Source organism: Streptomyces sp. NPDC028910, from assembly GCF_055564955.1.
Genome location: NZ_JBVHVF010000003.1, coordinates 162576 through 176618, shown reverse-complemented (window position 1 = coordinate 176618; position 14043 = coordinate 162576). Strand labels below are relative to the sequence as shown.

The window sequence follows — 14043 nt, the reverse complement described above, 5'->3', positions numbered from 1 at the left end:
ACCCGACCCGACCCGAATCCCCTCCGAAACACCTTCAGCGCTTGCGCCGCCGGCCCCGGCCGCCGCGGACCGGCCCCGAGGCCGGCAGGGCGGCCGGGGATCCAGGCCGGTCGGCGGACACGACCAGCGCGGCCAGTGCCGTCGTCACCGGGACGGAGGCCACCAGTCCGATCGAGCCCACGAGGGTCCGTACGATCTCCTCCGCGACCAGCTCGCTGTTGGCCACCGAACCCATACTGCTGTTCGCGATCGAGAACAGCAGGAGCAGGGGCAGCGCGGCACCCGCGTAGGCCAGCACCAGGGTGTTGACCACCGACGCGATGTGGTCGCGCCCGATCCGGATGGCCGCCCGGTAGAGGGCGCGCGGCCCCATCGAGGGGTCGGCCTGGTGGAGTTCCCAGACCGCCGAGGTCTGGGTGACCGTCACATCGTCGAGCACGCCCAGCGATCCGATGATCACGCCTGCGAGCAGCAAACCGCTCATGTCGATGTCCGGGTAGAGCCCGTGGATCAGCCCGGTGTTGTCATCGGTGTTGCCGCTGAGGAACGCCCAGTCGATGAACACCGAGCCCAGCAGCCCGATCAGCAGCAGCGAGACGAGCGTGCCGAGGACGGCGACCGAGGTACGGGCGGTCAGACCGTGGCACATGTAGAGCGCGCTCAGCATGATGGCGCTCGCCCCGACCACCGCCACCACCAGCGGGTTCGAGCCCTGCAGGATGGCCGGGAGGATGAAGAGGGTCAGCACGCCGAAGCTGACGACCAGCGCGATCAGTGCGAACAGCCCGCGCATCCGCCCGACGAGGACGACCGCCACCGCGAAGATGCCGGCCAGCAGCGCCATGGGGAGCTTGCGGTTCACGTCGATCACCGAGTACTGGAGGTCGCGGGGGGCGTCCGGCGCGTACGCCACCACCACCCCCTGGCCGTCCGTCAACTGCCGTGGCGCGCCCGGCTGGACGATCTCCACGAAGGTGCGGCCCTTGTCCGGGCCGCTGCCGACCTCGATGGTGGCCTTCTTGCACTCCCCGGTCTGCGCGGCCAGGGCCTCGCGGCCCTCGGGGGTGGACGTGTCGCCGGTCGGCGGTACCTGCGCGGCGTTCACGGATTTGCAGTCGACGCGTTCGAGCGAGACGACCTTGCCCTGCTGGGTCTGCCGGTCGAAGCCCACCCCGGTGCGCTCGTGGGCGGGCGCGCCGCCCGGCCAGAGCACCACCATGCCGATGAAGACGGCGGTGGCGAAGGGGATCAGGACGGCCGCGATGACCTTGCGCAGGTGCTTCGAGACGGGGGCCGCCGGGCCGTGGCCGTGGCTGTGGGCATGACCGGAGGAGTGCCCGGGGGCCGGGTGCGCGGGGCCTGTGTGGTCATGGGGCTCGGTGGGCTCATTGGGGGGCTGCGGCGTGGACGTCACCAGCAGATCATCGCAAGAGATGAGGGGGCCCACTGTTCAGCACGCCATGGATGACGCTAGCGTGGGGGCACCTTTGCACAACGCGGGAGCTCGGAGCACCGGGCTGAGAGGGCGCTGATCACCGTACGCGATCACGAATGCGTACGGGAAGAGGCTGCGCCGACCGCCGAACCTGTTACCGGGTAATGCCGGCGTAGGGAGATCAGGTCTCATGACCATTCAGGACGCACGCACGCCTGCCGTCAGCCAGGACGCCGACGGCCAGACCGAGCGCCAGCCCGGCTGGCACAAGGGATACCTGGCGGGCTCCCGCCCCGACCTCAGGGTGCCGGTCCGCCAGGTCCACCTCACCAACGGCAAGGACGTGACGCTGTACGACACGTCCGGGCCGTACACCGACCCGCAGATCGAGACCGACGTGCGGCGGGGCCTCGCGCCGCTGCGCGAGAACTGGATCATCGGGCGCGGGGACACCGAGGAGTACGCGGGACGTCCCGTGCGCCCCGAGGACGACGGCATCAAGCACACCTCTCCGCGCGGTGGCCTCAAGAACCTCGACGCGGTCTTCCCGGGCCGCCCCCGGCAGCCGCGCCGGGGCCGTGGCGGCGCCGCCGTCACGCAGCTCGCGTACGCCCGCCGGGGCGAGATCACCCCGGAGATGGAGTACGTCGCGATCCGCGAGAACGTCTCTCCGGAGGTCGTCCGTGAGGAGATCGCCGCAGGTCGCGCGGTGCTTCCGGCGAACGTGAACCACCCCGAGATCGAGCCGATGATCATCGGCAAGCGGTTCCTGGTGAAGGTCAACGCCAACATCGGCAACTCCGCGGTCACCTCCTCCATCGAGGAGGAGGTCGACAAGATGACCTGGGCGACCAAGTGGGGCGCCGACACGGTCATGGACCTCTCGACGGGCCGCAACATCCACACCACCCGCGAGTGGGTGCTGCGCAACTCCCCCGTCCCGATCGGCACCGTGCCGCTCTACCAGGCGCTGGAGAAGGTCGACGGCCGCGCCGAGGACCTGACCTGGGAGATCTACAAGGACACGGTCATCGAGCAGGCCGAGCAGGGCGTCGACTACATGACGGTCCACGCCGGCGTGCTGCTGCCCTACGTGCCGCTGACCGCCCGCCGCAAGACCGGCATCGTCTCCCGCGGCGGCTCGATCATGGCCGCGTGGTGCCTGGCGCACCACAAGGAGAACTTCCTCTACACGAACTTCGAAGAGCTCTGCGACATCCTCGCGACGTACGACGTCACGTACTCGCTGGGTGACGGCCTGCGCCCCGGCTCCATCGCGGACGCCAACGACGCGGCCCAGTTCGCCGAGCTGAAGACGCTGGGCGAGCTGAACACGATCGCCAAGCGGCACAACGTCCAGACGATGATCGAGGGCCCGGGCCACGTCCCGATGCACAAGATCAAGGAGAACATCGACCTCCAGCAGGAGATCTGCGAGGAGGCGCCGTTCTACACGCTCGGCCCGCTGACCACGGACGTCGCGCCCGCGTACGACCACATCACCTCGGGCATCGGCGCCGCGATGATCGCCTGGTGGGGCACCGCGATGCTCTGCTACGTCACGCCCAAGGAGCACCTGGGCCTGCCCAACCGTGACGACGTCAAGACCGGCGTCATCACGTACAAGATCGCGGCGCACGCGGCGGACCTGGCCAAGGGGCACCCGGGCGCCCAGGAGTGGGACGACGCCCTGTCCGACGCACGGTTCGAGTTCCGCTGGGAGGACCAGTTCAACCTGGCCCTCGACCCGGACACGGCCCGTGAGTTCCACGACGAGACCCTTCCCGCCGAGCCGGCCAAGACCGCGCACTTCTGCTCCATGTGCGGTCCGAAGTTCTGCTCGATGAAGATCTCGCAGGACATCCGGCGCGAGCACGGCGGTGACCTGAAGGCCGATGAGATCGAGGCGGGCATGGCGGAGAAGTCCGCCGAGTTCGCGGCCTCGGGCAACCGCGTCTACCTGCCGCTGGCCGACTGAGCCACGCCCTGAACAGGACCGGCCCGCACCCGAGGGGGGAGGAGCGGGCCGGTCCGGCGTGCGTCGGTCAGGCAACCACCTGATAGTCGGGGCCGAGCTTGCGCCGCGCGAACGCGAGGTTCTCGGAGACCCGTTCGCGCTGGCTGTCGGGGAGCTCGTTTCCCGACAGGAGGCGCTCGCAGCACTCCAGCGACTCCTCGTACTTGCCGACCCAGTAGGCGGCCACGGCGAGTTCGTCGAGTGCGCGCCAGTCGTGCCAGTCGAACTCGACGAAGAGGATGTCGTCCGGGCGGGGGATCCGAACCGCCTGCTGAGCGAACATGTACGCCAGCGGCCAGCGCTTTGCGTTGCGGCAGAGACGGGCGAGACTGCCGAGCGCTTCGGCACGCGAGGGGCGGCTCTCGTGGGTCCGGAGGAAGCGGTCCACGACCTCGGCCCACGGCCTGCCCAGGCTCGCCGCGATCCGTGCCGCGTAGAGCTGGGCGCAGAAGCGTTCCTCGGCGAACCCGCCCATGCCCGCCCGCTGATCGTAGACGGCGAGGGACTTCTCCGGTTCGCCCGCGTCTCGCCAGCTCTGGGCCAGATAGAAGGCGTAGCGGGCGTTCTCGGGCTCCTTGATCAGTCCTTGCTCGAGAATGCGGGCGTCACGCAGATACTTCTCCCGCTCGCTCCCTTCGCCTTGGCGTGCCCCACCGCCGACGACGAGGATATGGGCGCCTTCGAGCGCTCCGCGGCTGAACTTCACCTCGCAATCGAGGTACTCGTGGAGTACGCCGACGTATTTCCAGGGCAATCGGGTGGAGACCAGAGCGGGCCGCCAGTGGATGACGGGCTCGTGATGCACCGCCACGTCGTACGCGTCCAGTGTGAGGTCCGGCATGTGAAAGCCGGGCTCCACCCGCATCAGGTCGTCGGCGTCGATGAACAGCAAGTAGTCCGCGCTGGAGCGGGCCAGGTCGATCGCCTCGCTGCGGCTGCCGTCGAATCCCTTCCACGGTCGCTCGTGCAGAACACCGGGCAGATCGCTGAAGAACTCCCGGATGATGTCCTGGGTGCCGTCCGTCGAGCCCGTGTCCACGATCACCCAGGTGTCGATCAGGGGACGCACCGATTCGAGACAGCGCCGGATCACCGGAGCCTCATTCTTGACGATCATGTTCAGACAGACCGTTGTTTTCAAGGTTCCCATCCACTTGTAGTGATGAAAATGACCTTGAGTCGACCGTAGGCATCCGGTTAATGCCGTGCAAGGAAGCTCGACCGGGACGAAAAGGGCCGGCCCCCGCGACACGGCGGATGAGGCCATTGGGGTCGCGCCACTGGTCCGATAAGTGGACGTCTGCGCGAGGCGTCACGCCTCTCGTGGCCGCGGTCCCCACGATGACCGAGGTGGTCCCAAGGCCCCACACACATCGTTCGATCCGGTTTCGAGAAGGAGCGGCGTTTATGAGTCCTGAGAACAGGACCAGGTCAACCCTCGGTCCGCTGCCCAGGCGGAGCGGCTGGCTGGCTGGTGGCACCCTCGCATCGCTTGCCCTGCTGATGGTGGGCATCTCCAGCCCCTCGTTCGCCACCGCCCAGAACATGCGGGCGGCTGAGACGGTCACCGTGGCGGGCCCCATGGGCGACGACTGCCCGCCGGACAGGGATCACCACGACGACTACGATCCGAGAAAGGCAGACCAGGCCGGCCCCCGTGGTGGTGGCGGCGACGACGAGTGCAAGCGGGGCCCGGAGGGTCCGCAGGGCCCGCGGGGTCCGCAGGGCGCGACCGGTGCCACCGGAGCCACTGGTGCGACCGGAGCCACCGGTGCGACGGGAGTCGCCGGCCCGTGCAGTGACGTCGACGCATACCGGCCGAGCAACGCCGTCGACCTCAAGGCCGTCCTCAGCGAGGGCGTCGCGTACGCCGGTATCCGGGACCTCCAGGGGACGGACGCCCCCACGGACTTCCTCTGGTACGACCTGACGGACGACGAGGACGACTTCCCCGAGGACGCTTGCGCCATCTCCATCGCCTCCCAGACCAACGCGACCGGCGGTGTCTCCATCCAGACGCTGACCACCGGGGGCGAAGTCTGGGAGATCACCTGCGACGTGGAGCAGGACCCGTCCCCCACCGTCGGGTTCGTCCTCGACTGCGACGACGAGTGGAACGAGCTGACCACCCCGACGCCCGGCGCGGACGGTCCGCCCACCGCCCGGTTCAAGGGGAAGCTCGACGTGGTCAAGGACCGCCGGATGCTGAACAAGGCGTAGTCGAGCGGCAGCCCCACATGGCCGGAGTACCGGTCGGAACTCAGTCCGGCTCGTGCTCCGGGCCGCCGAAGTCCGGGCTCGTGAAGTCCGGAGGCGTGTAGCCGGGTCGCGGTCCCCGTGACGGGGATCCCGGACTGGTGAAGTCGGGCCGGGTGTACCCCAGGTTGGGGATGCGCCCGGCCCCTGGCGTGCGGGGGGTGGGAAAGCCCGGCCCCGCACTCGGGTCGGCCAGCGCGTCCCGCAGGAACGGCATGATGCCGCGCTCCAGCAGCGCGTGCCGCCAGGCCTCGCGGGCCCGCGCCACCTCCTCTGGTATCGCCTCGGTCTCGTCCGCCGCCACCTCGGTCGCGCTGTTGCGGACGGCCGTCACCAGCAGCCCGATCACGGCGAAGAGCAGAGCGGCCGCGGTGAGCGCGCCGAAGAGCCAGCCCGCCGTCAGCATGGTGTCGGCGAAGGCCGGTTCGGGTTCGACCATCTTCAGGATGTAGCCCACGAGCAGGAAGATCAGCATGGCGGTGCCCGCCAGGACGGGCGCGAGCACCGCGACCACGGCGCTGACGCCCGCGCCGCCGCCGCTGCCCTGCCCGCCCTCCTCGTCCCCCGTCGTACCGGGCGCGGACAGGACCTCTTCGCGTCGTTCCTCGCGGACCTTCACGTAGTGCCCGTACTCGGCGGCCGCGGCGGCTGCCAGCAGCGCGCTGGCCCCCTGGGCCATGGTGCGCAGCTGCTCGGCGTTCAGCCGCTCGCCGAGGGTGGCGAGCTCGGGCCGTTCGTGCGCGGTGCGCAGCGCCTCGTCGAGGAGCCGATCGAACTCGGGCCGGTCTTCGGTCAGCAGGTGCGGAGCGCTGGTCATGTGCATCCCCCGATGCTCCGTAGAAGCCGGTATGCCCGCGTAGAACGGGGCGCCGGCACAAACGGAGGAGAGCCTGCTACGGATAGAGCGATGGTAGAGCGCCCGCACCACGCCGTGACAGGGGCTTTACGGAAATACCCCTCTGCGTAAGCTCTCAGTCGCTCAGGGGGAGTTGTACGACGAGCAGCTTGCCCGCCATGGTCACCCCGCCGTCCATCGCGATGGCGAGCCCTTCCGCGTACACGTGCGGGCCGTCCACGGTCTCGGGGCCGTGCGAGTCGTCACCGTCCTCGGTGCCCACTTCGCCGAGCAGGTACGGGATGGGGCTGTGCCCGTGCACGACGCGGCTGCCGCCGTAGGTGCCGAGCAGTTCGCGTACGGCCTGCGGGCCGGTCCCCTCGTCGCGGAAGGCGAACCGCTTGGTGAACTTGCGGAAGAGGTCCCAGGTGATGTCGGCGTCGCCCCGGTTGAGGAGCTCGTGGATGGTGTCGTTGACGTCCTCGATGGAGTCGCCGTAGTCGAGGTAGGCCGTGGTGTCGGAGTGCAGCAGCAGGTGGCCCTCCTCCAGGACGGCCGCGTCCAGGCGCGACATCCACTGCAGGTGTACGTCCTGCAGGCGCTCCATGTCCGTGCGCTGGCCGCCGTTGAGGAGCCACGCGGCCTGGAAGGTCGCGGTGCCGGCGCCGGAGACGACGGGGGTGTCGCCGAACCGCTTGGCGCCGATGAGCAGCAGTTCGTGGTTGCCCATCAGGGCCTTGCAGTAGCCGCCGGCGGCGGCGGCCTCGGCCGACAGCCGCATGACGAGGTCGATGACGCCGATGCCGTCGGGACCGCGGTCGGTGAAGTCGCCGAGGAACCAGAGCCGGGCGTTGCCGGCGGACCAGCGGCGTTCCGCGTCGATCAGGCCCTGGGCGTGGAGTTCGGTGACGAGCTCGTCGAGGTAGCCGTGGACGTCGCCGACGACGTAGAGCGGGCCGGGACCGGCGGCCGGGTCGTCCTGGGGGACGTACTGGACCTGGACCGTGTCGCCGGGGCCGCCGAGTGTGCCGCGGCCGATGACGGGCAGGTCCCGGTAGGTCGGGGTGTAGCCCTCGAGTTCGTCCGCCGCGGGGTCCTGGCTCATCGCGTGCACGGGTTCGACTTCGGGACGTCCGTCGGAACGTCCGTCACGTGGGTCCATGCGTGCGTCCGGGCGTCCGTCCGTATGTGCGTCCGTCCGTGTGTCCGTGCGTCCGTCCGTACGTGCCCGCGTGGGCGCGTCCGTACGTGCCTCGGTGCGCGCCTCGGGAAGCGGGGCCGGTGACGCGCCCGTCTGCGGCGCGTAGCCGGGCTGCGGGGGCACGGTCGGCGTGCCGTCGTCGTAGTACGCCGGGTACGCGCCGTACACGGGGGCCTCGCCGGGAAGCCCGGTGGATACGGCGTACGGGGCGGGTTCGGTGACTGGGACCCGGAAGTCCCGCAGCGTCTCCGTCCGCATCGCGGGTCCCTGACCGGCCCCCTGAGTCATCGACCCCTCCACCACCGTCGCGCTGCCGTACACCTGCGGACCCTCCTGACCTCCGGGGAGGAGGGTCCGTGATGTCGTGCGCCCATCATAGGAATGCGGCTCGCGCTCTGTGACGCACCAGGGGTGGTGAATCCTGTGCGGAGCCGATCGTTCCTGCCGCTTTCTCCCGATATCGGTGTTGCTGAAATCCTCGGCCGGCCCACTGAGCAGGCCGACCGGACGGTCTGGCGGTCAGTCCTGGGCCGGGGAACGGGGCGGGCTGACGGTCGTACGGGGCTGCCTGCGCTGTGACGAGGTGCGGATGATCAGCTCGGTCGGGACGACCTGTTCGACGGGGCGTCCGGTGTCCACTCCCTCGATCGCGTCGATGAGCAGCTGCACGACGGCGGTGCCGATGCGGCGCGGTTTGAGGGAGAGGGTGGTGATGGGCGGTTCGGTGTTGGCGTAGACGGTGGACTCGCTGCAGCACACGAGCAGCAGGTCCTCGGGGACGCGCAGGCCGTAGCGCCGGGCGGCGGCGAGCAGGTCGGTGCCGTTGGGGTCGAAGAGGCCGTAGACGGCGTCGGGCCGGTCGGGGCGGGCGAGGAGCCGGTCGGCGGCGACGGCGCCCGCGCACGGATCGTGGGCGGGGTAGGACTCGTAGACGGGGTCCTGGCCGACGCGCTCGCACCAGTTGAGGTAGGCGGTGGTGGAGAGCCGGGTGTAGGTGTCGGTGGTGGTGCCGGTCAGCAGCCCGATCCGGCGGGCGCCGGCGGCGGCGAGGTGGTCGAGCAGGCCGAGTACGGCGGCCTCGTGGTCGTTGTCGACCCAGGCGGTGACGGGGAGGGAGCCTGCGGGGCGGCCGTCGGAGACCACGGGAAGGCCTTGGCGGACCAGTTCGGTGACGACGGGATCGTGGTCGGAGGGGTCGATGACGACGGTGCCGTCGAGGGCGACGTTGGACCACACGTCGTGGCGGGAGGTGGCGGGGAGGATGACGAGGGCGTATCCGCGGGCGAGCGCGGCGGAGGTGGCGGCTCTGGCCATCTCGGCGAAGTAGGCGAATTCGGTGAAGGTGAAAGGTTCATCCCCGTACGTCGTCACGGTCAGGCCGATGAGGCCGGACTTGCCGGTACGGAGGGTGCGGGCGGCGGCCGACGGGCGGTAGCCCAGCCGGTCGGCCACTTCGCGAACGTGGCGGCGGGTGGCGTCCGGCAGCCGTCCCTTGCCATTGAGCGCGTCGGAGACGGTCGTGATGGAGACGCCCGCCGCGGCGGCCACGTCCCTGATGCCGGCCCGGCCCTGTCGGCCGGCGGCCCGCCGGGTGGTCTCGGTCCGGCTCACCTGATGCTTCCCTGCTGCTGTCATGGCGAGCCGATAGTAGGGCTCGGTGGGGTGGGTGGTCCGGGTGCATATGCACGCGTTGACAGGCACGATTCTGCACGGTTCGCCACCCCCAATGACCTTGGAAACGAAGGCAATTGATCGACCGGAGTGAGCGTGAAGCTTGTCGCCGGGTCCGGGCATGCCAAAACGGTGTGGTCTCGGGCCGGTCTCAACTCACCTGCACGAGGGATGCGCGCCACGGCGCAGGCCACCGGCGCGCGCATATATGCGCGCGCTCCCCCGCATTCCAGGCGCCCCCATTCTCGGAAGCGCGGAATCCTCATAAGGTGAGCAGTATTGAGTCGACGGCGACGTCGTACGGGACGGTCGAGGAGGACCTGCGGTGAGCGAGAAGAGCCCGAAGCTGCGCGCCGAGCTGGACGGCATTCCGACATACAAGCCCGGCAAGCCGGCTGCCGCGGGAGGGCCCGTCGCGTACAAGCTGTCCTCGAACGAGAACCCGTACCCGCCGCTGCACGGGGTGCTGGAGAGCGCGGTCGCGGCGGCCGGGAACTTCAACCGGTACCCCGACATGGCCTGCACCGGTCTCGTGAACGAGATCGCGGAGCGGTTCGGCGTGCCGGTCGAGCACGTGGCCACGGGCACCGGCTCGGTGGGTGTGGCGCAGTCGCTGATCCAGTCGACGGCCGGACCGGGCGACGAGGTCATCTACGCCTGGCGCTCCTTCGAGGCGTACCCGATCATCACGCAGATCTCGGGTGCGACGTCGGTGCGGGTGCCGCTGACCGAGGGCGATGTGCACGACCTGGACGCGATGGCCGAGGCGATCACGGACCGGACCCGGCTGATCTTCGTCTGCAACCCCAACAACCCCACCGGCACCGCCGTACGCCGCGCCGAGCTGGAGCGGTTCCTGGACCGGGTGCCCTCGGACGTCCTGGTGGTCCTGGACGAGGCGTACCGCGAGTTCGTGCGCGACGCGGACGTACCGGACGGCATCGAGCTGTACCGCAACCGTCCGAACGTCGCCGTGCTGCGTACGTTCTCCAAGGCGTACGGGCTCGCAGGGCTGCGGGTCGGCTTCGCGGTGGCGCACGAGCCGGTGGCCGCGGCGCTGCGCAAGACGGCGGTGCCCTTCGGTGTCAGCCAGCTCGCGCAGGACGCGGCGGTGGCCTCGCTGCGCGCCGAGGACGAGCTGATGGGGCGCGTCGGGGCGCTGGTGAGCGAGCGCGCGCGGGTCCACGAGACGCTGCTCGCTCAGGGCTGGACCGTGCCGGACACGCAGGCGAACTTCGTCTGGATGCGGCTGGGGGAGCGGACCGCCGAGTTCGCGGCGGCCTGCGAGAAGGCCGGTGTGATGGTCCGGCCCTTCGCGGGCGAGGGCCTGCGGGTCACGATCGGTGAGACCGAGGCGAACGACCTCTTCCTGCACACGGCGGAGGCGTTCTTCAAGGAGCTGTAGGCGGTCGCGAGCTGCCCCGTCTGCCGGAGCTGTCCTGCCGGCGGAACCGGACTGGAGTCGTCCGGACGGGCTTCAGGCGAGTTCCACGCGAATGGGATCGCCGTCGCGGATGGTGGACAGCAGGCGGGGGTCGCCGTCGAACGAGCCGAGCACGTTGCAGGGGCTCGCCAGGCGGCTCTCGCCTCCACGTGAGATGGGCGTGGGGCCGTAGGGCAGGGCGAGAGCGTCGCCCTCGGTCCAGAACGCGATCGTGCCGGGCTCGACGACCTGCTGCGCGTCGTGTTCCAGGGCCACCGAGACGCCGGTGTCGAAGTAGACCTCCTCGCCCCAGGTGTTGGCGGAGGCGGAGATCGGAAGGGCCTCGGTCAGCGCCTTGCTGGTCGGGGTCTCGTCCAGGGTTGCGGTGAGATGGCCCGCAGGCCAGGAGATTCGAATCTGCATGGGCAGTATTCAACAATCTGTTGAATTTCTTGGCTAGGGGTACCCCGCCTCGAAGGGCCGGGAACCGGTGCGCCATAATGCTTGTGAATGTGAACGCGTTCACAAGCGTGTACTGCTTCCTCCCGGTATGGAGGGAACCCGCCAGGCAGATTGCGGCTGTGACCCACGGCGACGACAAGGAGAAGACGACGTGGACCTAGCTTTGGCGCCGGAGACATTGGCGCGCTGGCAGTTCGGCATCACCACCGTCTACCACTTCCTCTTCGTTCCCCTGACGATCTCGCTCGCGGCCCTCACGGCCGGCCTGCAGACCGCATGGGTGCGCACCGAGAAGGAGAAGTACCTCAGGGCCACGAAGTTCTGGGGAAAGCTTTTCTTGATCAATATCGCGATGGGTGTCGTCACCGGCATCGTCCAGGAGTTCCAGTTCGGCATGAACTGGTCCGACTACTCGCGATTCGTCGGTGACGTCTTCGGCGCCCCCCTGGCGTTCGAGGCGCTGATCGCCTTCTTCTTCGAGTCGACCTTCATCGGCCTGTGGATCTTCGGCTGGGACAAGCTGCCGAAGAAGATCCACCTGGCGTGCATATGGATGGTGTCCCTCGGCACGGTCCTGTCCGCCTATTTCATCCTGGCGGCGAATTCCTGGATGCAGCACCCGGTCGGGTACCGCATGAATGAGGAGCGGGGACGGGCCGAGCTCACGGACTTCTGGCTCGTGCTCACCCAGAACACCGCGCTCACCCAGTTCTTCCACACCATCACGGCCGCCTTCCTGGTCGGCGGCGCGTTCATGGCGGGCATCGCCGCCTACCACCTGGCGCGCAAGAAGCACGTCCCCGTGATGCGGAGCTCGCTGCGCCTCGGCCTGATCGTCGTGATCATCGCCGGTATGGGCACGGCGATCAGCGGTGACCTGCTCGGCAAGGTGATGTACAAGCAGCAGCCCATGAAGATGGCCGCCGCCGAAGCCCTCTGGGACGGCGAGGCGCCCGCGCCCTTCTCCGTCTTCGCCTACGGAGACGTCGACAAGGGCCACAACAAGGTCGCGATAGAGATCCCCGGCCTGTTGTCCTTCCTGGCCAACGGCGACTTCACCTCCTTCGTCCCGGGCATCAACGACGTCAACAAGGCCGCGCAGGAGACGTACGGCCCGGGCGACTACCGGCCCAACATCGCCGTCGCCTACTGGGGCTTCCGCTGGATGATCGGCTTCGGCATGGCCTCCGTCGGCGTCGGAGCGCTGGGCCTGTGGCTGACCCGCAAGAGGTTCCTGCTGCCGGCAGGGCTGAGGACCGGGGAGGACGAGGTCCCGCACCTGGTCCTCTTCGCGAAGCCGCTGAGCCCCAAGTTCGGCAACCTGTACTGGATCGTCGCGCTCTGGACCATGGGCTTCCCGCTCATCGCCAGCTCCTGGGGCTGGATCTTCACCGAGATGGGCCGCCAGCCGTGGGTGGTCTACGGGGTGCTGCGCACCAGGGACGCGGTCTCGCCGCACGTCTCCCAGGCCGAGGTGCTCACCTCGATGATCGGCTTCACCCTTCTCTACGCCGTGCTCGCCGTCATCGAGGTCAAGCTCCTCGTCAAGTACGTCAAGGCCGGCCCGCCCGAGCTCACCGAGGCCGACCTGAACCCGCCCACGAAGATCGGCGGGGAAGACAAGAACCCCGACCGGCCGATGGCCTTCTCGTACTGAGGCCGAGGAGACCACACCATGCAACTCCACGACGTCTGGTTCGTACTCATCGCCGTCCTGTGGACCGGCTACTTCTTCCTGGAGGGCTTCGACTTCGGAGTCGGCGTACTGACCAAGCTGCTCGCCCGCGACCGCAAGGAGAAGCGGGTCCTGATCAACACGATCGGGCCCGTGTGGGACGGCAACGAGGTCTGGCTGCTCACGGCGGGCGGTGCGACCTTCGCCGCCTTCCCCGACTGGTACGCCACCCTCTTCTCCGGCTTCTACCTGCCGCTGCTGCTCATCCTGGTCTGCCTGATCATCCGCGGTGTCGCCTTCGAGTACCGGCACAAGCGTCCCGAGGACCGGTGGCAGACCAACTGGGAACACGCGATCTTCTGGACCTCGCTGCTCCCCGCGTTCCTGTGGGGCGTGGCCTTCGCCAACATCGTGCGCGGCGTGAAGATCGACCAGGACAAGGAGTACGTCGGCACCCTGCTCGACCTGCTCAACGTCTACTCGCTCCTCGGCGGACTGGTCACCCTCACCCTGTTCACCTTCCACGGCGCGGTCTTCACCTCGCTCAAGACCGTCGGTGACATCCGGGACCGCTCGCGGAAGCTGGCGACCCGGCTGGGTGCCGTCACCGCCGTGCTGGCACTGGTCTTCCTGATGTGGACCCAGGTCTCGCGCGGCGACGGGAAGAGCCTGATCGCGATGGCCGTCGCCGTGCTGGCACTGGTCGGGGCGCTCGGCTTCAACCTGGCGGGCCGCGAGGGATGGTCGTTCGCACTGTCCGGAGTCACCATCGCGGCGGCCGTCGCGATGCTCTTCCTGACGCTCTTCCCGAACGTCATGCCGTCCTCGCTGGACGATGCCTGGAACCTCACGGTCACCAACGCCTCGTCCAGCCCGTACACCCTGAAGATCATGACCTGGTGTGCGGGAGTGGCCACCCCGCTCGTCCTGCTCTACCAGGGCTGGACGTACTGGGTGTTCCGCAAGCGCATCGGGACGCAGCACATCGTCGATGTGCACTGAGTCGTGCACTGAGTCGTGCACTGAGTTCCGCCACGCCTGACCCGCCTGTCCGAGCGACCCTCCCCT

At 69.0% G+C, this 14043-nt stretch carries 11 protein-coding genes; 5 read left to right on the top strand and 6 right to left on the bottom strand.

Annotation, left to right across the window (positions count from 1 at the left end; all coding sequences use genetic code 11):
• Positions 1-34 precede the first annotated feature (34 nt).
• Positions 35-1414: a YibE/F family protein gene (locus tag ACZ4TV_RS05650; protein ID WP_468131017.1), complete on the bottom strand. Its 1380-nt coding sequence runs from the start codon at positions 1412-1414 to the stop codon at positions 35-37.
• A gap of 211 nt (positions 1415-1625) precedes the next feature.
• Between ACZ4TV_RS05650 and thiC the strand changes: the two genes are divergently transcribed.
• Entirely contained in the window at positions 1626-3413 is a 1788-nt protein-coding gene (gene thiC / locus ACZ4TV_RS05645) for a phosphomethylpyrimidine synthase ThiC (RefSeq protein ID WP_468131015.1), read from the top strand.
• A gap of 67 nt (positions 3414-3480) precedes the next feature.
• Here the strand turns inward: thiC and ACZ4TV_RS05640 are convergent, their stop codons facing one another.
• Positions 3481-4569 (bottom strand): tetratricopeptide repeat protein, encoded by a 1089-nt coding sequence (locus ACZ4TV_RS05640; RefSeq protein ID WP_468131013.1) that lies wholly within the window; start codon positions 4567-4569, stop codon positions 3481-3483.
• Positions 4570-4859: 290 nt separating this feature from the next.
• Here ACZ4TV_RS05640 and ACZ4TV_RS05635 point away from each other — a divergent pair, with 290 nt between their 5' ends.
• Entirely contained in the window at positions 4860-5672 is an 813-nt protein-coding gene (locus tag ACZ4TV_RS05635) for a hypothetical protein (RefSeq protein ID WP_468131011.1), read from the top strand.
• A 40-nt stretch (positions 5673-5712) separates the two neighbouring features.
• Here the strand turns inward: ACZ4TV_RS05635 and ACZ4TV_RS05630 are convergent, their stop codons facing one another.
• The 3 genes from ACZ4TV_RS05630 to ACZ4TV_RS05620 all read right to left on the bottom strand — a co-directional run bounded on the left by ACZ4TV_RS05630 (position 5713) and on the right by ACZ4TV_RS05620 (position 9379).
• Positions 5713-6531 carry a hypothetical protein gene (locus ACZ4TV_RS05630; protein WP_468131009.1) on the bottom strand — a complete coding sequence of 273 codons (819 nt, stop codon included), beginning with the start codon at positions 6529-6531 and terminating at the stop codon, positions 5713-5715.
• Between the two features lie 148 nt (positions 6532-6679).
• The gene (locus tag ACZ4TV_RS05625; RefSeq protein WP_468131450.1) at positions 6680-8047 is read right to left on the bottom strand and encodes a metallophosphoesterase; all 1368 of its coding nucleotides are present in this window, start codon (positions 8045-8047) and stop codon (positions 6680-6682) included.
• Between the two features lie 216 nt (positions 8048-8263).
• Entirely contained in the window at positions 8264-9379 is a 1116-nt protein-coding gene (locus tag ACZ4TV_RS05620) for a LacI family DNA-binding transcriptional regulator (protein WP_030028209.1), read from the bottom strand.
• A 361-nt stretch (positions 9380-9740) separates the two neighbouring features.
• Between ACZ4TV_RS05620 and hisC the strand changes: the two genes are divergently transcribed.
• Positions 9741-10820: a histidinol-phosphate transaminase gene (hisC, locus tag ACZ4TV_RS05615; protein ID WP_468131007.1), complete on the top strand. Its 1080-nt coding sequence runs from the start codon at positions 9741-9743 to the stop codon at positions 10818-10820.
• Between the two features lie 72 nt (positions 10821-10892).
• Here hisC and ACZ4TV_RS05610 read toward each other — a convergent pair whose 3' ends face one another.
• The gene (locus ACZ4TV_RS05610; RefSeq protein WP_468131005.1) at positions 10893-11261 is read right to left on the bottom strand and encodes a cyclophilin-like fold protein; all 369 of its coding nucleotides are present in this window, start codon (positions 11259-11261) and stop codon (positions 10893-10895) included.
• Positions 11262-11451: 190 nt separating this feature from the next.
• Between ACZ4TV_RS05610 and ACZ4TV_RS05605 the strand changes: the two genes are divergently transcribed.
• Together ACZ4TV_RS05605 and cydB are read left to right on the top strand one after the other, a co-directional pair.
• A complete protein-coding gene (locus ACZ4TV_RS05605; protein ID WP_468131003.1) occupies positions 11452-12957 on the top strand; it encodes a cytochrome ubiquinol oxidase subunit I in 1506 nt (501 codons plus the stop codon).
• Between the two features lie 18 nt (positions 12958-12975).
• Positions 12976-13977, top strand: a complete 1002-nt coding sequence (gene cydB, locus ACZ4TV_RS05600; protein WP_468131001.1) for a cytochrome d ubiquinol oxidase subunit II — start codon at positions 12976-12978, stop codon at positions 13975-13977.
• The last annotated feature ends 66 nt before the right edge of the window (positions 13978-14043 follow it).